We start from the raw sequence: 25,034 nt of genomic DNA on the forward strand, positions 1-25,034 counted from the left end.
TCGGCTATGCTCGCCCCATCCCCCGCGAGGCGCGATTATGGAGCTCATCAAATTCCTGGGCTGGTTCCTGCTGAATGTCGGCGTGCCCCTGCTCGCCCCAATTGCGCTGTTGCCTTTGCTGGGTGCTGGCCGCACCCATAGGGGAAAGATCAAGACGCTTATCAGGTGGTCAGTTCAGGACGGCCAACTGTATTGGCCGGTTATTGCAATGTGCGCAGCCGCTTGCTACGAGGCAGCAGGCCTTCTCAGCAATACTGCAGCCGGAAGAGATACTCATAGCGCTGCCATTGCATGGATAGCGATAGTTTGGCATGTGCTGATCATCGTGGCCGCATCTGTACTCGTCACCGTCGGCACGTCCGATGCAATAGCCAAGGTTCCAGGTAAGGCAGAAAACACCTTAACGCCGCTGGTGCTAATATCGATCATAGGTTCCTTACTCACCTCCATTAGCTATTCAGTGACGCATCTGCTGGTAAGCTAACTTTGCAGTACGGGAGCACATCATGAAATGGTTTGCGGAATACCTCGATAGCGCGGAAAACCGCCGCAAGCTCACGCTTCGCCTCGGCATATTCATTACCGTCGGCGGCACGCTTGTGTCAATTTTCCTGCTGTATGCGCTGATCTTCCTGAAAAACTAAGCACCAAAAACGCAAAAGCCGTTGAACTCTTTCGAATTCAACGGCTTTCTGTATCTGGTTGCGGGGACAGGATTTGAACCTGTGACCTTCGGGTTATGAGCCCGACGAGCTGCCAGACTGCTCCACCCCGCGTCTGTATGAACGTATTATAGGGCAACTCAAGACTTTAGGCAATATCAATCCCAAAATCAGCGATGATAGATCGAGTTTATCCGGCACGAAGCCTGCATAGCTTGCGCACGCGCTACGCGCGGCGCCCGCAATCGGTGTAAAGTAAGCACTACCGTGACGAGAAACCGCTGACTAGAACCGCCTCCCATGAAATTCTGTTCCGAATGCGCCCACCCGGTCGAACTGACCATCCCTGCCGGCGACAACCGCCCGCGCTACGTCTGCACCCAATGCACCGCCATCCATTATCAAAACCCCAAGATGGTGCTCGGTTCCATCCCGGTCTGGGAACGTGACGGCCAGCTGCAGGTACTGCTGTGCAGGCGCGCCATCGAACCGCGCTACGGCTACTGGACCCTGCCGGCCGGTTTCATGGAAAACAACGAAACCACGTCCGAGGCGGCCATGCGCGAAACCGTGGAGGAAGCCGGCGCCCATATCGAACTGGGTCCGCTATTCACGCTGATGAACGTGGCGCGCGTGCACCAGGTGCATATGTTCTACCTGGCCACGCTGCGCGACCTCGACTTCGCGCCCGGCGAGGAAAGCCTGGACGTGCAAATGTTCACGGAAGAGCAGATCCCGTGGAACGACCTGGCCTTCCCCACCATCCGCACCACGCTGGAACTGTTCTTCGCCGACCGCGCCCGCATGCGCGCCAGCGGCGGCGGCTACGGCTTCCACACCCAGGACATCACGAAACCCATGCGCAGCGACGTATGATCCCCTGGCTCGATGCCCATACCCCATTCCCCGACGTCTCCGAGGCGCTGACCACCGACGCGCCCGGCCTGCTGGCCGCCGGTGCCGACCTGTCTCCGGCGCGCCTGCTGGCCGCCTACCAGCGCGGCATCTTCCCCTGGTTCTCCGAAGGCCAGCCCATCCTGTGGTGGAGCACCGACCCGCGCATGGTGCTGATGACGGACCGCTTCCGCGTCTCCGACAGCCTGAAAAAAGCCATCAAGAAAGTCCAGCGCAGCGCAGCCGATCCGGACGGCGGCCGCTGGCAGGTGCGTTTCGATTCCGCCTTCGAGGACGTGATGCGCGCCTGCGCCGAGCCGCGCCGCGACGGCCCCGGCACCTGGATCTCGGACGACATCATCGCCGGCTACACCGGCTTGCACCAGCTGGGCTACGCCCACTCGTCCGAACTGTGGCTGGACGGCGAACTGGTGGGCGGCGCCTACGGCGTGTGCATCGGCCGCATGTTCTACGGCGAGTCCATGTTCGCGCGCGTCACGGACGGCTCCAAGATCGCGCTGGCCTACCTCGTGCATTTCCTGAAACAGAATGGCGTGGCCATGGTGGACTGCCAGCAGGAGACCGGCCACCTGGCCTCGCTGGGCGCCGCGCCCATCCCGCGCGAGCGGTTCCTGCAGCATTTGCGCGCCAATATCGGCCTGCCCGCCATCAGCGGCTGGGTCCCGTTGCAGCCATACCCGCGCGCGTCCGATTAGCGTGCAGAGTTCGCCGGTTTCTGCGCTATGATATGCACACGGACACCATTTTCTGCCCCGGGAAGCGCATGACGCACCTGAACGATCTGCCATTCGCAACGCTGCAGTTCTATACGACAGCGCCCTACCCTTGCAGCTACCTGGACGAACGCCAGGCCCGCTCGCAGGTGGCCACGCCGTCGCACCTGATCAATGCCGATGTGTATTCCGAGCTGGTACGCAACGGCTTTCGCCGCAGCGGCATCTTCACCTACCGCCCGTACTGCGACGGCTGCCAGGCCTGCGTGCCGGTGCGCGTGGTGGCGGGCGAGTTCCGGCCCACGCGCGGCCAGCGCCGCGCCTGGAACCGCCACAGCGAGCTGACGGCGGGAGTGGCCACGCTGTCCTTCTCGGACGAGCACTACGACCTCTACCTGCGCTACCAGAGCACGCGCCACGCCGGCGGCGGCATGGACCAGGACAGCCGCGACCAGTACGCCCAGTTCCTGCTGCAAAGCCGCGTCAACACGCGCCTGGTGGAGTTCCGCGAGCCGGACGGCACGCTGCGCATGGTCAGCATCATCGACGTGCTGTCGGACGGCCTGTCCTCGGTCTATACCTTCTTCGATCCGGACGTGGAAGGCGCCTCTTACGGCACCTACAACATTGTCTGGCAGATCACGCAGGCGCAGGAGCTGGGCCTGCCCTACGTCTACCTCGGCTACTGGATCGGCGACAGCCCGAAAATGTCCTACAAGATCAATTTCCAGCCGCTGGAAGCGCGCATCAAGGGGCAATGGAGCGTGATGGCAAGGTAGAATACGGGCTACTTTTTTAGCCAGCCCCCGCCATGTCCGACAAATTCCTGTACTCCCTCGCCCGCCCCATGCTGTTTTCCATGGACGCGGAAGCCGCCCACCACTTCACGCTGCCCGCGCTCAAGAAGGCCTCCAAGCTGGGCCTGACCCGCACCGTCGTGCGCGCCCCCAAGCCGGACCCGCGCACCGTGATGGGCATCCTGTTCAAGAATCCGGTGGGCCTGGCGGCAGGCCTGGACAAGGACGGCGCCTATATCGACGCGCTGGCCGACCTCGGCTTTGGCTCCATCGAAGTGGGCACCGTCACGCCGCGCGCGCAGCCGGGCAATCCCAAGCCGCGCATGTTCCGCCTGCCGGCCGCGCACGGCATCATCAACCGCATGGGCTTCAACAACGGCGGCGTGGACGCCTTCGTGGCCAATGTGCAGTCCTCGCGTTTCTACCAGAACAAGGAAGGCGTGCTGGGCCTGAACATCGGCAAGAACGCCGACACCCCGATCGAGCGCGCCGCCGACGACTACCTGCACTGCCTGGAAAAGGTCTACCCCTACGCCAGCTACGTGACGGTCAACATCTCCTCGCCCAACACGAAAAACCTGCGCCAGCTGCAGGGCGGCTCGGAACTGGACGACCTGCTGGCCCAGCTGAAGGACGCCCAGCAGCGCCTGGCCGACCAGCACAAGCGCTACGTGCCGCTGGCCCTGAAGATCGCGCCGGACATGGACGGCGACCAGGTCAAGAACATCGCCGACGCGCTGCTGCGCCACAAGATCGACGGCGTCATCGCCACCAACACCACGCTCAGCCGCACTGCCGTGGAAGGCATGCAGCACGGCGCCGAAGCCGGCGGCCTGTCCGGCGCGCCGGTGTTCGAGCTGTCCAACCAGGTGATCCGTTTGCTGAAGGCCGAGCTGGGCGACGCGCTGCCGATCATCGGCGTGGGCGGCATCATGCGCGGCGCGGACGCCAAGGTGAAAATGGACGCGGGCGCGCAGCTGGTGCAGCTGTACAGCGGCCTAATTTACGCCGGCCCCGCACTGGTGCGCGACTGCGCGGACGCAGTGCGCCGCAAATAAGGAGGCCGCATGGAATACACCACTCTCGGCACGACGGACGTCAAGGTCAGCAAGATCTGCCTCGGCACCATGACCTTCGGCGAGCAGAACTCCGAAGCGGACGCGCACAGCCAGCTCGATTACGCGCTCGCACGCGGCATCAACTTCATCGACACCGCCGAGATGGGATGACGATTTTATAGGGTGTTTGTAATAAAATTAGTAATCTCTTCTATCTATAGGGCACTTCAGGACCAGCAGATTTTGGGCTTGTAAATTTTTCGACGTGGACAATAATGGTTTCACGTCGAATAATTTATGGTGCCTTATGAAGCTGGTATTGGCCCGGGGAAGTTGCCTCCTGTTGCATGAAGATGGCAGGATTATCTATCCGCTTAGCAAGTTCCTAGCCGACCGCTTCAGCAATCCGCACACGCGCGAACTAGTTGCACAGTCACTCAGGATTTTTTACCGATTCTGTTGCGCTAACCGAATAGACCTCGCACGTCTCGCCATTGACGACAAATGCCTGCAGTACGAACAGGTTCGACAACTTGCCGGCTTATGCTTCCGACCACTTCCCGAGATCGAAGCGCTGTCCAACAAAAAGGTCAGATTGCTCACAAGCGCTAACTCCGGTAAGGCTCCACATCAGCAGCGATGTGCTGTGGAGCCGAACACCGCAGAGAAGCGATTGACTCACATTGCAAGCTTCCTTCAGTTTTTTCGTGAAGTTTTCCTTGAACCGAGCATTCACTCAAGCAGTCAGCGGCAACAACTTCGTCAAGACTACGATAGAGCTACGTTGCAGTTACGGAATACGATTGCAGGCACTAAACAAGGCCACCATCACGACATCAAAAGCCTACCTTCAGACAAATTCCTCGCGATCATAAAAGAAGTATTTCTGCGGCCGGAGCAATTGTTTCGAAATACTGAGGGCAAGGTCTCTCGCAACTTACACAGGGATCGCGCCATGGTGCTATTGGCATGTGAGGGCCTTCGTCCAGGCACCATTGGAAACATTGGAAGAGCCGATTTCAAACCAGCTTCTAGGCATCTTGCAATCATCGACCACCGGGACGTACGCGCCCGCACAACGTCGAACACGCCTGTATTAAAACTCGGTGCAAGCACGTTGATGAACAGTGCAAGCGAAACAATGATTGAGTTATGGCCATTCACCGTCGAGGCAATTCAAACTTACATCAACGTCGAGCGTGCCGCTATGCTATCTAAGCATCTAAAAAATCGCAGCGGCGGTTTTTTATTCTTGAATGAAAAAGGTGAGCCTATTAAGCATCGAGCCAGCATTACTAAGCTCTTCAACTCTCTAGGCAAGCGCTTGGCGGAACTGGGTCTCTTGGATGTCGGAAGCGATCCATACTTCACCAATCAGAAGCAGTACGATTTCTATAGCTACGTATTACGTCATTCATCGGCAAGCATGTTCCTTGAACTGAAGGGGACGGACGAGCGGACGCTGGATAGCATGAAGTTCCGATACGGTTGGACCATGAATAGTAGGCAGCCTGAACGTTATGCCGCACGAGCGTTCAGTGATCAAGCTAGTGCTACACTTCGCGATTTTAACGAAAATCTGATGTCCACCTTGCGCGCAAAGCGAGCTGGAGTTTAGCGAGGTGAACCATGGGCTACAAAACGGTCGGAAATAGCCTGGCGGAATGGGATGACGATGATCCATATGACTTCACGCTGACGGAGGAAGACGGGGCTGAAAATGTGCGGCACAAAGTCACCGTGAAAATCGCGTTCTCTGAGTTATCACGAGGCTGCACCGACAACTTCCTTTTCCATCTTAGAAATTTGGTCATTGAATGGCGAACCGTCGTAAGTATTAATACCATCGCAAACTATAGTAGACAACTTAAGTATTTGCTCTCAAACATTTATAAGCAAAATCTCTTTTACCAGAAGATCGACATCGTAGACGAATCGTTTCTCCTAGCAGTTGGAGCGATAAAAGATAGCCTTAAGGAAATGCAACTCTATTGCCTACGGCGTGCGTTTTATCTTTCACCACACTCCCCCCTATGGAGTTCACAGATTCAAGCCAGAGATTTCCCTCAAAGGAGGCCGAAGAAAGGGGTGTACGGTCAGCAAATTGATCGGATCCTAGCCAAGGCCTTGAGCCGCGCAACTTGTGTGAACATCTTAAGCCGATGTGAACAGGCCTACGAATCCGGACAACTAGACATTGGGCACTTTGCGTTCGCGAACTTAGCATTTGCGGTATTTTGCAGGCCGGAGAGCTATCGCCAGATCCGATTATCCGATCTTGTCTATGACGCAAAATCCGGGGGGTATTTTCTCTACATACTGCCTACCAAATCTAGGGTTGCACGCCCCGAAAAAATCTGTTATCGCATCAACGAGCCAGTTGGCTTGTTACTGCAGAAACAGAGGCAGAATGTGGTTCAGAAGTACGGCCATCTCGTTCATTACGACGATATCAGTAAACTGAGCTTGTTCCCAGCGCGGCGCTTACATAACAATCGCTCAAAATGGGTACACGTTTACGCTAACGAGAATTTTGGGATGCTAGAAGACCAGGTAGGATTCACTGGTGCATACCCCACTCAAATCCGGAGAGTACTTCTAAAGAAGACGGGAACCCTCAGCGCAAACGTTCTGCGACATACGATCGGCACTCAACTCGCACACACTGGCGCCTCATCAAAAACAATCCAGGCGGTTTTAAAACATGCGACGGATAACGTCTGCAGGGCTTACGTCGATATCGCTTTTCATGGACTAATTGATGTACTGAGTGATGCAATGCAGCCGGCCTTCGAAAATCACCTACCTGTATTCGAAAACTTTCGATCAAAACTTGATCCGGTGCTCCCTGAACAGGCAGTCAGATCCGAAAATTTGCGAACGGGCAACGTTGAGCTGACAGGTGAATGTGGAAAACAGATCCAGTGCGAATATGCTCCTATCAGCTGCTATGGATGCAGTCGATTTATTCCGTGTTGGGACGCTGATCACAGCATCAACCTTGATATCGTTCAACAGGAAATCAACGATTGCAGTCGACGAGGAAGGCCCTTCCAACATCTAACTGAGCGGGCATTGACTGCAAAATATCAGATAATTATTATCATGAACGCCGCCGACCGTTACAAAGAAAACATAGTATCCGGAGACCGCCATGGATGCGGCAATAGAGATTAACACACTCAGGCATCGGAAGGCATTGGATCTGTGGATCCACGAATGCCGACGGCGCATGGCTTTACGTTTTCCTAAAGTAGACTTTGATGCAGACACATGGCTAATCCGAACGCAGCATCAGAGCCAACAGGCTGATTGGCATTTCCCCCCTCAAACAATCGACTTCATCGAGAAGGACAGAAGCTTTTGCGAGGTCATGCGCTGTCTAGTCGCCGAAATGGCAATCGCAGGTAAACCAAAAACTTTGGCACAACCGATCAGTGCGTTTCGCCGCCTGGCTCAAACACATTGTCAAACGATCTTTGATTTAACTTCGTCGGACCTTAGATCTGTGGAAGAACACGCGCTTATTCACTGCAGAGCCTACCCGTACTCGTCGGGCAGACTTCATACTCACCTTGTAAGGCTATCTTTTCAGCTGAATTTGCTGGCAGACAAAGATGTAATACCCCGACTTGGATATTATGTGCGCTCGGAACTTAGCAGTGAGCTGCGGGCCTTGGGAAAGGTATACGCAGCGGCGAGAGAAAAGTCTTCTGAAGTGTTGAACCGAAAGATCGAAGCCCTGAATGAAGCATTAAATGCTCTTATTGAAAATGACTCCCGTTTAGATGCGTTGGATAAAGTGGCGATCTGTGCCATGACTAGGAAATTATGTGCCCCATCGCGCATTAACGAAGTGCTTTGTTCAAGTATTGACGATGTTGTGACGGCTAGTGATTATGCACAAGGATCGTTGACCGTCGAAGACGCCTTATATCAAGCGCACAAAATGCTATTGGTGACGATGAAGGGCAGCAAAGGCGCGCAGTGGAGCGCTAAGCCTATTCTCAACTTTATGATCGACGCGTTCAATTACACTGAAGCGATTATCAAGGAAAATGGTAGCCGATCACGGATGCTTATCGAATGGTATCAAGAAAACCCCAACGCGCTTTATCTTCCTCCGGAGTTCGAACATCTGCGCGGGGACGCGCTATGCCGGAGCAATTTGGCGAAAATTATGTATTTCAAGACGACCCTCCGAAACGGAACGGAGTCTGCTGTCGGAAACGTATTCAAAGCTTTAAAGCTTGTCAGTTTCAAGGGGGCCAATCCAGAAACCATTACGGCAGCTGGGACGGTTAATTCTCGACATAGAATAGATTTTTTGCCTTGGGCGGATGTCGAAAGGTTTTTGCTCCAACGCGTTCAGGTGGCCATGGAGGCCTGTCGAAAGGTCTGCCACGAGAATCACTACGAGGGCGATTTAGCCAAGATGCTTTTCCTTTTTGACCGCGAAGATGTGCCGTACCTACCTTACGCGCTCAATTCCAGTCTCATTCGCGGTCGGCTAAAAAAGCGAAAGGTCAACAACAACCATAGCACCGCGCCGACCCTGTTTCAGAAATTGGGGATTACAATTCCCATTGATGGCCGGATACAGATTGCCGAAATGGATACCCATGATCCACGCCGTTGGCTTACCACCATGGCTCTGCGATACGGCGAAAATTTATCCGATGTGCTCATCAATAAATGGGCAAACCGATCGTCACTCGCACAATTAAAGGCCTACGATTTCAGAACTGATGAGGAGCGTGCAGCCTTCTCGCGAATGCCTGATATCGCAGAATTGAGCGACCTGTCGAGCGGCCTCGCGCTTGCAAGCAAACTTGAGGAAACCTACGGACTTAAGACGGACATTGTCGTTGTGCACGACGCCGGCATTAGCGTTACAAGCCTACAGCGAGTGATGGACGCTGTGGAGGATCGCCCGATTGCAAGAACCAGCGAACAGATCATCATAGTCTATCCGAGCATTTACGGCGTATGCCTACACCAACACCACGAAACGCCCTGCAGGCGATATAAACGATGCTTGACCTGCAATGAAAACGTTTGCGTCAAAGGCCACCTTCCAACGAATAACGAAATCCGAAAGGATGAGTTGCTGCTGGCCACTAGCATTATGCGTCAACTAGAGACTTTGGTGGCGGCCTATAATCAGGGAATCGCAGACTGTCCTGACACATTCGAGGAACATCTTTTGACCCTTATTCGAGAGGGCTTAAGTCCTGATCAATTGGCAGACCACTTGATCAGCGAGTTCCATGAAATCAAAGACACGATCAAGGACAAACTACTACGCACACGATTAGAGGAAGCATTCGTGGCGCGCGGTTACTTACGCTTACTCGATGATGACACCGTCACCTCCGGCGCACTGATGAAGTATCGAAATCCCAAGCACCACGCAGCACCGGGGCTGGAGATGGCGCTAGATACTCATGGCGGCCGAGACAAAGTGTTCGAAGACGAGAAAGCCCTCGTCGAAAAATTCCCCGCCTTCGCGCCTGCTACTCTTGGTCTACGAGACGAACGATATCGAATTGAACCTGACGACGACATAGAGGATGAATAATGGCGGGCCGTAAAGAACTACTGACTGAGCAAATGGCGAAGCAGATCTGTAAGATGATCGAGCGCATGCCTGACGCCGGGATTCCCGTGACCTGGGTGAACATCATTGCCCACTCAAAGAAAAGGACTGGTCACACTTTCACCCGTCAAACGCTCAGCCAAAAATCCTGGAACGGGCGTCAATTAATTACCGAAGCCTGCAGTCAGGCAAGGGATGTACAAAGACGGCTTCAGCACGATATCGCACCAAAATACGCTACGTCTGCGCGAGCAGTGCTACAAAGGCGGATCGCAGAATTGGAGGCCAAAAATTTGGCTCTCCAGGATGAGCTCGAAAAGGTCCGAGCCCAGCAGTTTGACGAGCTAGATGCACTCTTGATTCTCCCTCGCGACATCTACCGATTAATCGACATCGACTCCGCGTCGAAAACGTAACGGTTGGGTAAGTCTGGAATGACTGAATCGCCACGACTCTGCTAGACACCCGCGAGCCGTTCAAAATACCTTCTTGATCCGCTTGGGTTCGATGGACACTTTGGGGGCGATGGTTTGGTCGGTTTGATCCGCTTGGGTTCGATGGACACTTTGGGTGCGATGGTTTGGTCGGTTAATGGCCCATTTCAAGCCCTTCAGAAACCGTACTCCGAGCGAAAACCGTCGGGGTTTGGTCGTTGAGAGCCATGTGAGGCCGAATCTCATTGTAGTCCACGCGCCAGGCCTCCACGATAGCCTGAACCTCAGCCAAGGAGGTGAACCAGTGGACGTTGAGGCATTCATCACGCAGCGATCCGTTGAACGTTTCGATGTAGCAGTTGTCGGTCGGCTTGCCGGGCCGACTAAAATCGATCTTGGCCTGGTGGTGATAAGCCCATAAGTCCAGCATCTGCCCCGAGAATTCGCTGCCGTTATCGACAAACAGGCACCGAGGCGGCGCGCGTTTTGCAATGATCTGATTGAGCGCCGCGACCACATCCTCGCCGCGGAGGCGATGCCCGGCCACGATGGCAAGGGATTCCCGGCTGTAGATGTCGATGATCGTCAGCAGCCGTATCTTGGTTCCATCGGCGAGTTGGTCAGCGACGAAATCCATGCTCCACGCGTCGTTTGCCCGACGGGGTTGCATGCGCGCTTGACGGGCAACCGCACTCTTGCGCCGCTTTTTGCGCCAGGCGCGCAACTGCAACTGCTCCAAGCAATACCAGCGGTAAGTCTGGTTGACGCCCAACTGGAAGCCCTCGCGTTTGAGCAGCACGTGCAACCGCCTGTAGCCCCAACGCACGCGCACTTGGGCCAGCTCCCGCAAGCGTTGCCGCAGCGCCAGCTTGGGGTCCTTCCTGCTCGACAGATATTGCGTGCTGCGCACTTGCTTGACCAGTCGACAGGCCCGCGCCAGTTTCAATCCATAGTGATCGATGATGTATGCCACCACCGCTCGTTTCAGCGCGGGCCGTCCCACTTTTTTGACGCGACGTCCTGTAGGATCGCCTTGTCCAGGCTCAGCTCGGCCACCAACTTCTTCAGCCGTGCGTTCTCGTCCTGCAAAATTTTGAGTTCTCGCACGCCTTCCGATTGCATGCCGCCGTACTGTTTTTTCCAGCGATAAAAGGTCTGCTCGGAAATGCCAAGCTGCCGGACGATGTCCCCAACCGCCATGCCCAGTTCGGCCTGCTTCAACACGGATACAATCTGTTCCGCCGGAAAATGTTTGCGCTTCATGGTCAAGCCCTCCCGTTAAGGAATTATTAACCAAAAACTCGCGTCCGGAAGTGTCTAGTTTTGCCAAGGCAGATCACAGACGCCCGGCATAGCAGGCACGCGCGCCAACACCGGCTTCACCGGCAAGGGTACACTGGACTACCAGGCCAGTGTCGTGGATCGATTGCAGCTCAGTGCTAGCTATCGCGGCAAGCGCCTGACGCCGCAGGGCTACTTGATGCCAGTCACGGTCGCCAATCTGGGCTACCGCCGGCAGTTCGACGAGCAGTTGACGCTGGTGGCCACGGTGTCCGACCTGTTCAACAGCCAGCGCATGCTCCGCGTCTATGAGACGCCGGGATTCAGCGGCACCTACCGCCGCCACCAGCGCGGCCAAGTGCTCTATGTCGGCCTGTCATACGCATTCGGCGGGACCAAGAAGGGCAAGGACGATTTCACCTACGAATGAGGGCTTCGTCAGCGGACGGCGCGCCTGGTTAGCTCCATATCGACCACTTCGAGTCCTTAGCCACGCGCGTGAAATTACTCGCCTGCGACAGCAATACTTCAATGGCCTGGACTGCCGTGTTTGCAATCATGCGATTCCGCTTGGCGGCCTCTGCCATAGCGGCGATGTCATGCCGAATCGCGTCGGCCTCATTTCTGTCCATTTGCCATGCCGGTGCTTGCAGCCTCGCAGCCTCGCTAAGTTGGCTAAGGAGATCCTGCGCCATGTGCAGGGTCAACGCTGAAGCGCGACGGGACTGCAGTGCATGAATGGGTGACACATCAGCACCTCCTATGAGTTCTCGAACGTCGAGCGCGGCACGGGCCGCCTGCTTAGCCGCAGTACCCGCTTTCAAGCTTGCAAAAAACAGCCGCGCGCCGTACAGCAGGCGGCCGCCTGACGACGCAAGTTGATTGTGCGGGCGCTCCGCAAGGCACTTGATCGATCCGGCGACCTGCTTCGCCACGGCCGTTCCTTCGGTCGCAATGCGAATGACGTGCTCCAACAGAAAAGTACTCTGCGCTAGGAGTTCGCTTGCCCGCAGCACCATCGCATGCGGGTCATGAATGATGTCGCTGTCGGGCATTGATGGTTCCCTTTTCTAGCTAGATGGCGACTTTGCGCGCCTCAGTTCCCCCGGACTGCCTCGATACATACCACTGCACAAATTCGAGCACGGCAATTAGTACTGCGCATGCGATCCAGGCCGACCACAGATTATGGCTCAGAAAATGCGCGCCGCGCATCTGCTGCATCCAACCAAGTGCCAGCCCCGGCACTAGCAGCCCTGCCGCCACGAGCAGCGCCGCCTTCGGCCTGTGCGGCAGCCAGAGCACCGTCAGCCCGATCAACCACAGCGCACTTGACGCATGTCCGCCCGGAAGGCACTTGCCGGCATCAACCCAAGCAGGCACATGGTCCAGTAGCCGGTAGTAGGTCTCGCTGCCGCCGAAGCGCCGCAGGTCCCACGGACAGTGCGAAGAACTGGCCTGTTTGAGCAAGGAAGTAATGGTAGGAATGAGTACCGCGCAGGCGGCAATGACCTGGCAGCGCAGGCGCCACCACGGCGTAAGCAGCGGACGGCGCATCACGAAGTCGCCGACGCAAATTACGATGGGAACCAAGGCCAGGCCGATGAGGACGCGCTTGGCAATCTCATGACCGAAGCGCTCGGTCAGCCAAGCGTGTTGCCAAGGAAAGCTGTGCGTGCGCTCGTCAAACATGGCTTCTGCCAAGCGCAAGTCGAGATTGGTGAAATTCCCCAGCCACAGCAGTATCAGACCGGAGACGGCCATGGCCACCACTGAGGCGAACCGGGCGCGCGGCGAGAGGAATTGGGGGGAGAATATGGTGTACATGATTTGTCCTTAAGCCGCTGCGAATGCGATAGTGAACCGGCTGCCGCTGGCCGTAGCCTCGTAACCTAGTCGCGCCCCGAGATGGTCGCAAATGCGCATCGTCAGGCTCAGCCCCAGGCCAGTTCCGGCGGATCCGGCGGAGGGCAGCGGCGTCCGGCTTTCGATAGCAGCAATAACCGCGTCAGGCAGGCCGCCCCCGGTGTCCTCCACCACGATCTGCCCTTGCTCCATCCGCACAGCAACCTCTCCTGCTTCGGTGTACATACAAGCATTCCGTATCAAGTTACCTATGGCTGCACTGCACAGTTCTACCGGGGCATGGACAACCATGGGCAGCGTTCCGTCCTGATGCAGGCGTATCTTCTTCTGCGATGCCAGCACTGTGTGGCGTTCGACTTCTCTGGACACCACTGCGTCCAGCTCCACCGGGGCCCAGTTGTCGGATGCGGGGGCGCGCGCCAACAACAGCAGGACTTGCACCAGTTCGCTCCCCTCGACTGCGGCACGGTAAATTCGGCCTAGTGGCGCCGCGTCGATGTCGCAGCTGTGGCGTGCCTGCAGCACCTCGACCGCGCCCAGGATGATCGTCAGCGGCGTACGTAATTCGTGGCTGACGTCGCCGGCAAAATAGCGCTCCCGTTCCAGCGCGCGGCGCAACGAATCGGTACGTTCGTCAAACGCTTTGGCAAGTGCGGCCAGTTCACTCGGATCGGGGATGTTGGGGAGCTGGTTGCCAGACGCGACAGCAGCGGACAATGCGGTAAGCGGGTCAATGACGCGGCGTGCTACGTGGCCGGCAAGGAAATATGAGAAAAGCAGGAAGCCGAGCAAGCAGCTTCCGAGCATGGAGTAAACCACCAGCTCGACCTTGTCGTAGTCGCTTTGGTGGTCAACCACCACATAGGGTCGCCCATGATCGCTTCCCGCAAGGACATGCAGGCCCTGCCCTTCGATGTGCAGGTCGTGGACGCCATCCGGGAAGCCCCGCAGCGCGTGCGGAATGTCGCGGCCATGATGAAAGCTGATTCCGGCCGGCATCTCGATCGGCAGCCCGGCTGCGTGGCGGGGAACCGCCCAGAGAGCTGCTTGCCGCAACCGCGCGTCGACAAGATGACCTTCTATGCCCTCCACTGCGAAGATGGTGACCAGGGCAAAAAAAATGACGAAGCCGAGCGCGTACAGTGTGTATGCGGCAGTAATGCGTCGACGAAGCGAAGTCATTGATTTGCTCCGCTATCAGCCGTCACGACTGCAGGCATGGAACAGGTCCAGGCCGGGATTATAGACCGCCGTACTGACGTCCAGCAGGCCCAGGACGGAGTGGAACACATTGTCATGTGTGAATTTCTGCTCTGAACGGGCCGCCACGCACTTAGTATCGACCCTAAAGCGCTGCGAAAAACGTTCCGAGAACCATAGCATGAAGGGCACGTGGGTCTGTTCCTCCGGCGCGATGATATAGGGGGCGCCGTGCAGATACATATTGCTTTCCCCCAGCGATTCGCCATGGTCAGAGAAATAAATCATAGCAGTGTCGACATCCTCGCTCTTGGCGGTTTTCTCAAGTAAGTCGATGGTCTTGCTGAGCAGGAGGTCCGTGTAGAGAATAGTGTTGTCATACGCGGCAATAATGGACTCGCGCGAACACTTTTCCAGATCGTTGGTCTCGCACACAGGCCCGAATTTTCCATGGGCGGCAGGATAACGCTTCCAGTATGCTGGCCCGTGACTGCCTTTTTGATGAAGTACGATGACCAGATCTTTCTTGGCATTGCGTATAATTTCCGGCAGGTTTTCCAATAGGCGTTCGTCGTAGCACTCCTCTGCATTACAGAAGGCATTGCCCACCTCGGGCTGGGACAGGTCTTCGTATTCCACACGCGCGCAGACGCCTTTACAGCCGGAGTTGTTGTCACGCCACAGCACCCCGAAGCCAGCGTGCCGAAGGACGTCAAGCAGGCCCTCCTGCCCCTGCGCCTTGGTATCGGAGTAGTGTTCCCGGCCGAGTGCCGAAAAGACGCACGGCAGAGACACGGCAGTCGACGTACCACAGGAGGAAACATTGCTGAAGTTGATCAGTCCCGGCCGTCCCGTCAACAGCGGATTGGTTAGCCGCGCATAACCGTTCAGCGAAAAATTCATTGCCCGCGCGGTTTCGCCCAGAACGATGATCGTAACGCTGCGCCTCAGCTGGCCGTTCCATGTCGGGCCTTTCACCGCGTCGGTGCCGAGCGGCGCGACAACTAATGGCTTGGCCCACTTTTGACGCGCGTAGCCATTAATGGCTTGTATCACATTGCTGGGCGTGAGTAGGAAGCGCAATTCCCTGTGCTCGCGCACCGCAGGTGCGTAACTCTTGAAGAAGAGAATAAGAATGGCCGCCGCGATCAGAACGGAGGCCGCCGCCGTGCCGCCGCCCAGCGCGAGATGGCGCTTCAGCGGCGCGAACTCCAGGGTCGTGCGTGCCAGAAGGACGGAGGGCAATATCCCCAGCAAGGAGATCGTGAGCAGCATTTTCCAGCTCAACAGTTCACGGGCCTCTCGCAGATCGGTCTCGATCACATTCTGAATCATGGCCTTGTCGATCTGGATGCCATACTGGTTGATGAAGTAGCTCGCGCCCGCAGCGCTGACAACCAGGACGATGAGCACCGGTTTGATGGTGCGTGGAAAATTCACCAAGCTGAGCGCGGCGGTGAACACTAGTGTCAGCATGATGAAAGTGGCAGCGAGTAAGGGCAGCTTGTGCCACTCCCATCCACCGACAGCGGCCACGAACCGTTCCCAGAAGGTAAAGTTGAAAGCGCTGACGAGGAAGCTTGCGCCGATCAATGGCAAGTAGTGCGCGCGAAGGCGCGGAGCGAATCTACACACTGGGGGGCATGGGAGGGAATTCTAATGAGGTAAGCACGGTAGCATTCCGGTCCTCAACGGCACGTCAAGCAGATGTGAGGATTGTGTGAAGTCACCACCGATGCCATACGCACAGCCCGACGCTATGCGGCTGCAATACAGTGCAATGTACTAGTTGGTATGCAACCGCAATCGTCATATCGAAAACATAACAAGCATTTCACCTTCCTCTAACGTCCTCCCGCGTAACCTGCGAAAGGGAGGACAGAGGACAGCTCAACAGGAGGACATCTTGGCGTCTATGTACCGGTTTGCGATTAGGACCATCCTGTCGAGCTCGGCAATTTTGCCGCTGTTCCTGGGTGTGCTGTTGCCGCTGCTCTTGTTTTCAGCCCTGGCAGAAGACGTACTAGAACGGGAACGAATTGGATTTGACTTGCCGTTGCTGTACTGGCTCCGCGCTACCGCCCATCCTATTCTGGACCATTGCATGCTATTCGCTTCAACCATTGGGTCGGCCTGGGTCGTGCTGCCGGTCAACGTAGTGGTGTTTGTCGCTCTACGGAAGCGGCAGCCTCGCGCCTTATACTGGATGTTGGCCACCGGTGGGGCTGCCGCCTTAAATGCCATTGCCAAGCTAAGCTTCGGACGGCCGCGGCCCGATTTATGGCAGCTTCTACCACCTGAAACCAGCTTCAGTTTCCCGAGTGGCCACGCAATGCAGACGATGGCTATGGTGGTCGCCACAGCCATCCTGATGGCAGGGAGACCAGGTGTTGTTTTGTGGCTGATCCCTGGTGGCTTTTATGTGATGCTGGTCGGGATGTCGCGTATCTATCTGGGCGCGCACTATCCTTCGGACGTGCTGGCAGGGTGGTGCGCGGCGTGTATGTGGTGCGTCGGACTTGCGCTGATCATGCGACGCCAGTTGGCGCAATGTGCCAGCACTTGGGGGCTAGGCCGTGACTGACAGCTTTCCGACGGCTCCTGGCTGCGTCTATGGCGATGATGTTCTGAATCTGATCGCGAGCTGCCGCTCCATACGACGTGCGTCTTGCCAGTTGCGCTCGCCTTTAACGATCTTCAAAACGCTGGCGCATTTGGCACTGCGGGAGAACGACACCACTACGCCGCAAGAACTCGTGCGCTCAATTGCTAATACTACCGATTCACCGATCATACTGGCGAACTACCTGCTTGCGCTGGCCCGCCTGGAGCGCGGCTTCGAGGCGCCCGGGATGACGTCTATCTCTGTTTCTGGAGCGGCCATCGTGAGCCATATCGCCTGCCTGCATAGTGCCACACTGTTCCTGCACGCCGGCGATCATGGCAACGGACTACGAGCGCGCGTTGCCTTCCGCGCCCCCTCAGCCGTACTTGACGACCACCAGCGAACCGGCAACGATGAGGGCACCGCCAGCGCAAAGAACCACCAAAGTTGTCATTCGCGAGCTAGTTGACAACGAATAATGCAATGGGCCGGCGCGCGTGAGAGTATTCCTGTCTACAGCATCACATTCTGTTTATGTATTGCTACCTTGGAGACCTTTATGTCCGCTATATCGAAGCAAACCCTGATGGGGATGTTGTGTGGCTTGTCGATGGCAAGTGCCATGGCGGCTGACGGACCGCTTGGCATCGATCATCGGCTAGGCGTAGACAATGATGGCATCTGGGCACGCCGGACGCAGCACATTATGCTCGGCACGCTGATCACTGCGGAAATTGTCTCAGGGGTCTGGGAAGGCGGCGACACGCGCTTCGGCCGCACCAACTGGAAGTCGGTGGATGCGCTGTTGATTTCAGCGGTAAGCACCGAGGTACTGAAGCGAACCTTTCGCCGCGTGCGCCCAAGCAATACCGATGACCCAAACGCATGGTTCCGCTCGGCCCATGACCGCAGTTTCCCCAGCGGTGAAACGGCCAGCTTTGCGGCGGCGGTGACCCCATTTATCCTGGAGTATGGACAGGAACAGCCATGGGTCTATGCTTTGGCGGCGCTGCCCGCCTACGACGGCTATGCCCGGATGAAAACGCGCGGGCATTGGCAAACCGACGTGCTCGCCGGCTTGGCGATCGGCACAGCGGCAGGCTGGTACGCACATCGCAGCAACCACTCCTTCACTTTGCAACTAATGCCGCACGGTGTGCAGGTGGGCCTGCATGGCCGCTTTTAGGTGTTGATCGTCGCGTGTTCGTATCCACGGATGCTTGGCATTGAGGGGCTACCAAGTTACAGGGTCAGCTTGCCGGCTCCGCGGTCAGGCGTGTGAAGGCCTGCGAGTCTATCAGCGCAACAGCACAGTAGCTGGGCATGAGCGACCAGATGCTACTTGCGCAGAATCAGGAAAAGAAGGACGCATAAGAGCCGTCTGATGGGAGATGCAAAACCGAGGGAACCTAATTGGGGGAAACGGCATTACGAATCAATATTTCCCTTGGCTCTCACTACTGCCCCGGATTGGGCAGGCGTGCGTGGATTTCGTTGATGGCCTTAGTCACTTCTTCAGACAGCACGGTCTGGGTCGCGTCGATGTTTTCTTTCAGCTGCGCCAGCGTGGTCGCACCAATGATGGTCGAGGCGACGAACCAGCGCGAATAACACCAGGCCAGCGCCATCTGCGCCGGCGTCATGCTGTTCGCGCGCGCGAGCGCGGCATATTCATTCACAGCCGCCAATACCTCGGCGCGTAAATAGCGTGGACTCCAGCTAGCCGGGAAGATCGTCAGGCGGCCGTGCGCCTTCGGATCATCCAGGTACTTGGCGCTCAACTGGCCGAATGCCAACGGACTATACGCCAGCAGGCCTACTTGCTCGCGAAAGCAGGTTTCGTCGAGTAGGCTCGTTTCGAAACCGCGCGCCGTCAGGTTGTACAGGTTCTGAATTGAGGCGATGCGCGGCAAGCCTTTCAGCGCTGCCTGCTTGATGAATTCACTGACGCCCCATGAGCTCTCGTTCGATACGCCAATGTGACGGATTTTTCCAGCATCGACCAGGCTACCCAGCACGGCGAGCGTGTCTTCAATGGCCACACTGCGCTGCTCGGCGTTCGGATTGAACACAGTCGCGCCGAAGATCGGCACGTTGCGGCTCGGCCAGTGCAATTGGTATAAATCGATATAGTCCGTTTGTAGGCGTCGTAAGCTCGTCTCGACGGCGCTACGGATATTGGCCGCATCAAGGTTGTTCGTTCCACCGCGGATCCACGTCATGTTGGGATTCGGTCCGGCCACCTTGGTTGCCAGTATGATGTCATCGCGCCGTCCGCTCTTTTTTAGCCAGCTACCGATGAAGCACTCAGTCAAGCCTTGCGTCTCAGCACGCGGCATCACAGGATACATTTCCGCACAATCGACGATATTAACCCCGCGATCGAGGGCGTAGTCAAGTTGGCTGTGGGCCTCCGCTTCGTTATTCTGTTCGCCAAACGTCATCGTACCAAGGCAGACTTTCGAAACAGACATGCCGCTTGTGCCAAGTTGCGTCTTTTCCATACAGATTTTCTCCGGAATTGCTTGATGGGGACGGCACATACGCGTACCTATACCAATTTATTGTAGCTCAGCCCGCGGCCCCTATGCACCCGCGCTGGAGACACGGCGCCGAGGAATGGTGAGTATCTTGAAAAAATCACTCTAAGGCCGAGACTGTCTAAATGTAAAAAATTGGCCTTTATTTGCAGTTAGGAAGCCATTACACTACATCTGCGCCTGCTATTGTACGATTTTCGCTCTCACGAATTGCTATTCCGCTCGTTTTCACCTCGAGCCCATAGCGTTTGAGCCAGTCATACCAAGTGACAACCGACATATTTTATCGCCATACGAAATGTACCCGGTGATGCCGCGCGCCGAAACGCAAGGCTCCACCGAGCGCCACATCGGCACCTGGCTCAAGAAAAGCGGCAGGCGTGCCGACGTGGTGCTGGCCACCAAGGTGGCCGGCCCGAACCCGAACATGCACTGGGTGCGCGGCGGCCGCAACAACCTGGACGCGGCCAACATCCGCGCTGCCGTGGACGCCAGCTTGCAGCGCCTGCAGACGGACTATATCGATTTATACCAATTGCATTGGCCGAGCCGCAACGTGCCCATCTTCGGCGCCTCCGTGTTCGACCCGGCCAATGAGCGCGAATGCGTGGCCATCGAAGACACGCTGGCCGTGCTGGGCCAGCTGCAGCAGGAAGGCAAGATCCGCCACATCGGCGTGTCCAACGAATCGTGCTGGGGCGTGAATGAATTCGTCAAGCAGGCCGAAATGAAAGGCCTGCCGCGCATCGCCACCATCCAGAACCTGTACAACCTTACGGCGCGCCACTACGAAACCAGCCTGCTCAACGAAACCTGCTACCGCGAGCAAGTGAGCCTGCTGGCCTACAGCCCGCTGGCATTCGGCCAGCTGAGCGCCAAGTACCTGGACAATCCGAAAGCGCACGGCCGCCTGACCATCTTCCCGCCCAGCTGGAGCCCGCGCTACCTGCGTCCGGCCGTGCTGGAAGCGGTGGCGCAATACGCCGCGCTGGCGCGTGCGCATGGCATGACGCCGGCGCAGATGGCGCTGGCCTGGTGCTACACGCGCTGGTTCGTGGCCTCCACCATCATCGGTGCCACCACGCTGGCGCAATTGAAGGAAAATATCGACGCGCTCGGCACCGAGCTGGCGCCGGAACTGGTGGCGCAGATCGACGCCATCCATGCCAGCCTGCCGAACCCGGGGCAATAAGTCCTCATATGTCGGTGGGACATAAGCTTAGCAATAAGCATTCGTTCCCTCGTTGACAACTCATCGTTAAGCTCTCGGCTTTCCCTATGCCAGAGAGTTTACGATGAGCTTCCGCCACACCCAACCACACCCCGGCCGCGCACTGCTGGCTTTCAGCCTGGTCGCTTCGCTCGGCCTGCCGGCCGCAGCGCAAACCGCGCAGCCGGCGCCGGAAGCCGACGTGCAGACCGTGCTCGTCACCGGCACCTACGCCAAGAACCGCCGCACCGCCGACTCCGAATCGCCGGTCGACATCATCGGCGCGCGCGAGCTGCAAGCTTCCGGCTCGACCGAACTGGCCACGGTGCTGGGCCGCGTGCTGCCGTCGGTGAACTTCCCCCGCCCCTCCGGCGCCGACGCCAGCGACGCCGTGCGCCCCGCGCAGCTGCGCGGCCTGTCGCCGGACCAGGTGCTGGTGCTGGTGAATGGCAAGCGCCGCCACGCCTCCGCCGTGGTCAACGTCAACGGCACCTTGGGGCGCGGCTCCGCGCCGGTGGACCTGAACGCCATCCCCATCGCCGCCATCGACCACATTGAAGTGCTGCGCGACGGCGCCGCCGCCCAATACGGCTCGGACGCGATTGCCGGCGTCATCAACATCATCCTGAAAAAAGGCGCCAAGGGCGGCGAAGCGGAAATTGGCTACGGCGAACACAAGGAAGGCGACGGCCAGAGCGTCACGCTGAAAGCGTCCGCCGGCTTCGACCTGGGCAACGGGAACTGGCTGCGCCTGGCGGCCGAGGCGGCCGACCGCGACCCAACCAACCGCGCCGGCCCGGACCTGCGCAACCCCGCCGAGCCGCGCTACGGCAAGGTGAACCAGCGCTACGGCGACCCGGACACCAAGCCGCGCAACGTGTTCGTCAACAGCCAGCTGCGCGTCAACGACGACATCGACTTCTACGCCTTCGGCAATTTCGGCCAGCGCAAGACCGAGGCAGCCGCCACCTGGCGCACCGCGCTGAACGGCACTTCGCTGCGCAGCCCCCTGTTCCCGGAAGGCTTCCTGCCGCTGCAGGACAGCACTTCCATCGACGAATCGCTGACCGCTGGCCTGCGCGGCGCGGCCGGCGCGTGGCGCTGGGACGCCAGCCTGGACTACGGCAGCAACCGCTTCGACCTGAACATCCACAACACGGTGAACCAGGACTTGAAGGAAAAGAGCCCCACCAGCTTCCACCTCGGCAAGCTGACCAACACCCAGTCCGTGTTCAATTTCGACCTGGCGCGCGAGTTCGCCGTGCCCGGCCTGAGCGGCCCGCTGACCCTGGCCACCGGCGTGGAAGCGCGCCGCGAAAGCTACGAGATCGAAGCGGGCGACGCGGCCTCCTACACCGGCAGCGGCTCGCAAGGCTTCAGCGGCTTCCGCCCGGTCAACGCGGGCAAGAACAGCCGCAACAACAAGTCCATCTACCTGAACCTTGAAGCGCCGTTCACCAGGCAGTTCTCCGGGGCGCTGGCGGCGCGCCACGAGAACTACAGCGACTTCGGCAACACCACCTCGGCCAAGGCCTCGGCGCGCTACGCCTTCAGCGACGCGTTCTCGCTGCGCGGCACCGCTTCCACCGGCTTCCGCGCACCGTCGCTGGCGCAGCAGTTCTACACCATCACCACCACCAACTTCTCCATCATCAACGGCGTAAACACGCCGATTGAAACGGGCACCTTCGCCGTCAACAGCACCGCCGCGCTGGCACTGGGCTCGCAGCCGCTCAAGCCGGAGAAGGCGAAGAACCTGAGCCTGGGCCTGCAGCTGCAACCATTCCGCAACTTCAGCACCACGGTGGACGCGTACCGCATCGACATCGACGACCGCATCCTGTTCTCGGCCAACCTGATCCTGCCGGACGCGCTGAAGGCCACGCTGGCGGCGCAGGGCGCGCCGGTGGGCGCGGCGCGCTACTTCACCAACGCGGTGGACACGCGCACCAAGGGCGTGGACCTGGTGAGCACCTACCGCGTGGACCTGGCCAACCGCGACCGCGTGGACTTCACGCTGGCCTACAACCACAACAAGAACGAAGTGGTGCGCATCGCCGACAATCCGGCCGTGCTGACGGCGAACAAGCTGCTGCTGATCGACCGCCAGACGGTGAACCGCGCCACGGTGGGCTCGCCGAAGGACAAGCTGAGCCTGGCGGCCGATTACACGGCGGGCGTCTGGAGCGCGCGCGGCCTGGTGACGCGCTACGGCAGTTTCACGGTGCCGCAGAACGTGGCCGCGCAGGACCAGGTGTACAGCCCGCAGTGGGTGCTGGATGTGTCGGGCAGCGTCAAGCTGGGCAAGAACTGGAGGCTGAGCGCGGGCATCGACAACCTGACCGACAAGTATCCGGACCAGGTGACGTCGCTGAACAACCTCAACAACAACGGCATCAATCCGTACAGCGGCTTTGCGCCGAACGGCTTCAACGGGCGCTATTACTATGCCAAGGCTGGCTATAGCTGGTGACCGGCTTGGCGGGTTACGACGCGTGGCGTCTAACCCGCCCTACGGCATCAGGCGGCGATCAGGCGGCGATTAGGCGGCGGCCAGGCGGCGGACCGGCGGCGCGGCGTGCGCCTGGTACTGCTGCTCCGCCAGGCGGAACACGCTGACCGCTTCGGCCAGCATCTCGGCCTGGTCGCGCATCGACTGCGCGGCCGCTGCTGCTTCCTCCACCAGCGCCGCGTTCTGCTGCGTCACATCGTCGATCGACACGATGGCCTGGTTCACCTGCGCGATGCCCGAACTCTGCTCCTGGCTGGCCGCGCTGATCTCGGTCATGATGTCGGCCACCTGCCGCACAGCCTTGACGATGCCGTCCATCGTCGCGCCGGCTTCCTCCACCAGCCGCGCGCCCGCGTCCACGGTTTCCACCGACTCGCCGATCAGCGCCTTGATTTCCCTGGCCGCCGCCGCCGAGCGCTGCGCCAGGTTGCGCACCTCGGACGCCACCACCGCAAAGCCCCTGCCCTGCTCACCAGCCCGCGCCGCCTCAACCGCCGCGTTCAGGGCCAGGATATTGGTCTGGAAGGCGATGCCGTCGATGACGCCGATGATATCCACGATCTTGTTCGAGCTTTCCTTGATAGCCCCCATGGTGGTCACCACTTCGCCCACCACCTTGCCGCCCCTGGTGGCAAACTCGGAGGCAGACACCACCAGCGTGGTGGCCTGGCGCGCGTTCTCGGCATTCTGGGTGACAGTGGACGTCAGTTCCTCCATCGAGGAGGCGGTCTCCTCCAGGCTGGAGGCTTGCTGCTCGGTGCGCGAGGACAAATCCAGGTTGCCGCTGGCGATCTCGCTCGACGCGGTGGAAATGGTGTCCGAGCCCGAGCGCACCCGTCCCACGGTGCGCGCCAGGCTCTCGTTCATGTTCTTCAGCGCCCGCAGCAGCTGACCGGTCTCGTCGGCCGTGTCGCATTCGATGCGCTGCGTCAGGTCGCCGCTGGCCACCGCTTCCGCCACGCCCACCGCGCGGTTCAGCGGATGCGTGATGCTGCGCGTGATCCAGTACACCACGGCGGCCGCCAGCGCCGAGGCGATCACCGTCAGCGCGATCATCATGTTGCGCGCGCCCACGTAGGCCGCCTGCGCGTCCGTGCTGGCCTTGGCCACGGCTTCGGTTTGGTATTTGACCAGATCGGTCAGGGAATTGAGATAGGCGGTCTGCTCCTTGCGCACCGTGGTCAGCAGGTAGACCACGTTCTCGTCGCGCTTGGCCGCGTCGGCCGTTCGGGCAATGAAGGCCGTCTGCACCACGTCGTAGCGCGCACGCGCGTCGAGCACGGCCTTCAGCCTGGCCTTGCTTTCCGCATCGGTGTCGTCCGAGATCAGCTTGTTGAGGTTATCCAGATGGGCGGCGATTTCCGCCTTCTTGTCGTCCACGCGCTTGAGTTCCTTGCGCACGGTGTCCGCATCGGTGGACAGCATGGCGTTGCGCATGGCGCGGGCGATGTCGTTGACGCCGCCCACCGCCTCGTAGGCTTCGATCACCTTGGGCACCTTGTCGGCAGCCAGGTCATCGGTGCCGTCGTTCAGCTTGCCCAGATTGCCGATGCCCACCACGGACATGCCCACCATGAACACCAGCGACAGCCCCAGCCCGGCGGCAAGCCGCGTCCCTATCTTCCAATTGCCGATACCCATT

The 25,034-nt window shown here is 58.6% G+C and carries 22 protein-coding genes, 1 tRNA gene and 2 pseudogenes; 17 read left to right on the forward strand and 8 right to left on the reverse strand.

Annotated features, from left to right (window positions below):
• The first annotated feature begins 37 nt into the window (after positions 1–37).
• A complete protein-coding gene (locus ACFJI2_RS20275) occupies positions 38–484 on the forward strand; it encodes a hypothetical protein (protein ID WP_377701610.1) in 447 nt (148 codons plus the stop codon).
• 22 nt (positions 485–506) lie between these two features.
• The gene (locus ACFJI2_RS20280) at positions 507–644 is read left to right on the forward strand and encodes a hypothetical protein (protein WP_377701611.1); all 138 of its coding nucleotides are present in this window, start codon (positions 507–509) and stop codon (positions 642–644) included.
• A 55-nt stretch (positions 645–699) separates the two neighbouring features.
• Here the strand turns inward: ACFJI2_RS20280 and ACFJI2_RS20285 are convergent.
• A tRNA-Met gene (locus tag ACFJI2_RS20285) sits at positions 700–776 on the reverse strand.
• Between the two features lie 186 nt (positions 777–962).
• Between ACFJI2_RS20285 and ACFJI2_RS20290 the strand changes: the two genes are divergently transcribed.
• The 9 genes and pseudogenes from ACFJI2_RS20290 (at position 963) to ACFJI2_RS20330 (ending at position 10,160) form a co-directional block, all read left to right on the forward strand.
• Positions 963–1,538 carry an NUDIX hydrolase gene (locus ACFJI2_RS20290; RefSeq protein ID WP_377701612.1) on the forward strand — a complete coding sequence of 192 codons (576 nt, stop codon included), beginning with the start codon at positions 963–965 and terminating at the stop codon, positions 1,536–1,538.
• Positions 1,535–2,272, forward strand: coding sequence for a leucyl/phenylalanyl-tRNA--protein transferase (gene aat, locus ACFJI2_RS20295; protein WP_377701613.1), 738 nt, complete (start codon positions 1,535–1,537; stop codon positions 2,270–2,272). Before ACFJI2_RS20290 ends, aat begins: the two co-directional genes overlap by 4 nt.
• 68 nt (positions 2,273–2,340) lie before the next feature.
• Positions 2,341–3,069, forward strand: a complete 729-nt coding sequence (locus ACFJI2_RS20300) for an arginyltransferase (RefSeq protein WP_107873279.1) — start codon at positions 2,341–2,343, stop codon at positions 3,067–3,069.
• A gap of 32 nt (positions 3,070–3,101) precedes the next feature.
• Positions 3,102–4,145 (forward strand): quinone-dependent dihydroorotate dehydrogenase, encoded by a 1,044-nt coding sequence (locus ACFJI2_RS20305; RefSeq protein ID WP_377701614.1) that lies wholly within the window; start codon positions 3,102–3,104, stop codon positions 4,143–4,145.
• A 9-nt stretch (positions 4,146–4,154) separates the two neighbouring features.
• A pseudogene (locus ACFJI2_RS20310) lies at positions 4,155–4,310 on the forward strand (aldo/keto reductase); the annotation flags it as partial.
• A gap of 142 nt (positions 4,311–4,452) precedes the next feature.
• Entirely contained in the window at positions 4,453–5,763 is a 1,311-nt protein-coding gene (locus ACFJI2_RS20315) for a hypothetical protein (protein ID WP_377701615.1), read from the forward strand.
• An 11-nt stretch (positions 5,764–5,774) separates the two neighbouring features.
• Entirely contained in the window at positions 5,775–7,322 is a 1,548-nt protein-coding gene (locus ACFJI2_RS20320) for a hypothetical protein (protein WP_377701616.1), read from the forward strand.
• Positions 7,300–9,726 carry a hypothetical protein gene (locus ACFJI2_RS20325; RefSeq protein ID WP_377701617.1) on the forward strand — a complete coding sequence of 809 codons (2,427 nt, stop codon included), beginning with the start codon at positions 7,300–7,302 and terminating at the stop codon, positions 9,724–9,726. The genes ACFJI2_RS20320 and ACFJI2_RS20325 overlap by 23 nt, the downstream gene beginning before the upstream one ends.
• On the forward strand, positions 9,726–10,160 hold the full coding sequence (locus ACFJI2_RS20330; protein WP_377701619.1) for a hypothetical protein: 435 nt from the start codon (positions 9,726–9,728) through the stop codon (positions 10,158–10,160). Before ACFJI2_RS20325 ends, ACFJI2_RS20330 begins: the two co-directional genes overlap by 1 nt.
• A gap of 172 nt (positions 10,161–10,332) precedes the next feature.
• Here the strand turns inward: ACFJI2_RS20330 and ACFJI2_RS20335 are convergent.
• A protein-coding gene (locus ACFJI2_RS20335; protein ID WP_377701620.1) for an IS3 family transposase occupies positions 10,333–11,441 on the reverse strand; the annotation gives its coding sequence in 2 pieces (ribosomal slippage) (positions 10,333–11,189 and positions 11,189–11,441; 1,110 coding nt in all).
• Positions 11,442–11,529: 88 nt separating this feature from the next.
• On the opposite strand from ACFJI2_RS20335, the gene ACFJI2_RS20340 reads away from it, so the two are divergent.
• Positions 11,530–11,889: an outer membrane beta-barrel protein gene (locus ACFJI2_RS20340; RefSeq protein WP_377705876.1), complete on the forward strand. Its 360-nt coding sequence runs from the start codon at positions 11,530–11,532 to the stop codon at positions 11,887–11,889.
• Between the two features lie 28 nt (positions 11,890–11,917).
• On the opposite strand, the gene ACFJI2_RS20345 is transcribed toward ACFJI2_RS20340, so the two are convergent.
• The 4 genes from ACFJI2_RS20345 to ACFJI2_RS20360 are packed head-to-tail and all read right to left on the reverse strand — an operon-like array spanning position 11,918 to position 16,160.
• Positions 11,918–12,514, reverse strand: a complete 597-nt coding sequence (locus tag ACFJI2_RS20345; protein WP_377701621.1) for a hypothetical protein — start codon at positions 12,512–12,514, stop codon at positions 11,918–11,920.
• Positions 12,515–12,533: 19 nt separating this feature from the next.
• Positions 12,534–13,286 carry a phosphatase PAP2 family protein gene (locus ACFJI2_RS20350; RefSeq protein ID WP_377701622.1) on the reverse strand — a complete coding sequence of 251 codons (753 nt, stop codon included), beginning with the start codon at positions 13,284–13,286 and terminating at the stop codon, positions 12,534–12,536.
• A 9-nt stretch (positions 13,287–13,295) separates the two neighbouring features.
• The gene (locus ACFJI2_RS20355) at positions 13,296–14,507 is read right to left on the reverse strand and encodes a sensor histidine kinase (protein ID WP_377701623.1); all 1,212 of its coding nucleotides are present in this window, start codon (positions 14,505–14,507) and stop codon (positions 13,296–13,298) included.
• 15 nt (positions 14,508–14,522) lie between these two features.
• The gene (locus tag ACFJI2_RS20360) at positions 14,523–16,160 is read right to left on the reverse strand and encodes a phosphoethanolamine transferase (protein WP_377701624.1); all 1,638 of its coding nucleotides are present in this window, start codon (positions 16,158–16,160) and stop codon (positions 14,523–14,525) included.
• Positions 16,161–16,440: 280 nt separating this feature from the next.
• On the opposite strand from ACFJI2_RS20360, the gene ACFJI2_RS20365 reads away from it, so the two are divergent.
• The 3 genes from ACFJI2_RS20365 (at position 16,441) to ACFJI2_RS20375 (ending at position 18,316) form a co-directional block, all read left to right on the forward strand.
• On the forward strand, positions 16,441–17,109 hold the full coding sequence (locus ACFJI2_RS20365; protein WP_377705877.1) for a phosphatase PAP2 family protein: 669 nt from the start codon (positions 16,441–16,443) through the stop codon (positions 17,107–17,109).
• The gene (locus ACFJI2_RS20370; protein WP_377701625.1) at positions 17,102–17,599 is read left to right on the forward strand and encodes a hypothetical protein; all 498 of its coding nucleotides are present in this window, start codon (positions 17,102–17,104) and stop codon (positions 17,597–17,599) included. Before ACFJI2_RS20365 ends, ACFJI2_RS20370 begins: the two co-directional genes overlap by 8 nt.
• Positions 17,600–17,689: 90 nt before the next feature.
• A complete protein-coding gene (locus ACFJI2_RS20375; RefSeq protein WP_377701626.1) occupies positions 17,690–18,316 on the forward strand; it encodes a phosphatase PAP2 family protein in 627 nt (208 codons plus the stop codon).
• Positions 18,317–18,587: 271 nt separating this feature from the next.
• Here ACFJI2_RS20375 and ACFJI2_RS20380 read toward each other — a convergent pair whose 3' ends face one another.
• Positions 18,588–19,634: an aldo/keto reductase gene (locus ACFJI2_RS20380; protein WP_377701627.1), complete on the reverse strand. Its 1,047-nt coding sequence runs from the start codon at positions 19,632–19,634 to the stop codon at positions 18,588–18,590.
• A gap of 331 nt (positions 19,635–19,965) precedes the next feature.
• On the opposite strand from ACFJI2_RS20380, the pseudogene ACFJI2_RS20385 reads away from it, so the two are divergent.
• Both ACFJI2_RS20385 and ACFJI2_RS20390 read left to right on the forward strand, forming a co-directional pair.
• Positions 19,966–20,862, forward strand: a pseudogene (locus ACFJI2_RS20385) (aldo/keto reductase); the annotation flags it as partial.
• A 103-nt stretch (positions 20,863–20,965) separates the two neighbouring features.
• Positions 20,966–23,353, forward strand: coding sequence for a TonB-dependent receptor plug domain-containing protein (locus ACFJI2_RS20390; protein WP_377701628.1), 2,388 nt, complete (start codon positions 20,966–20,968; stop codon positions 23,351–23,353).
• A gap of 69 nt (positions 23,354–23,422) precedes the next feature.
• Here the strand turns inward: ACFJI2_RS20390 and ACFJI2_RS20395 are convergent, their stop codons facing one another.
• Complete coding sequence (locus ACFJI2_RS20395; RefSeq protein WP_377701629.1) at positions 23,423–25,033, reverse strand: methyl-accepting chemotaxis protein; 1,611 nt, start codon at positions 25,031–25,033, stop codon at positions 23,423–23,425.
• Between the last annotated feature and the right edge of the window lies 1 nt (position 25,034).

Origin of the sequence: Pseudoduganella sp. UC29_71, assembly GCF_042693265.1 — a bacterium.
Classification (GTDB): Bacteria; Pseudomonadota; Gammaproteobacteria; order Burkholderiales; family Burkholderiaceae_D; genus Rugamonas.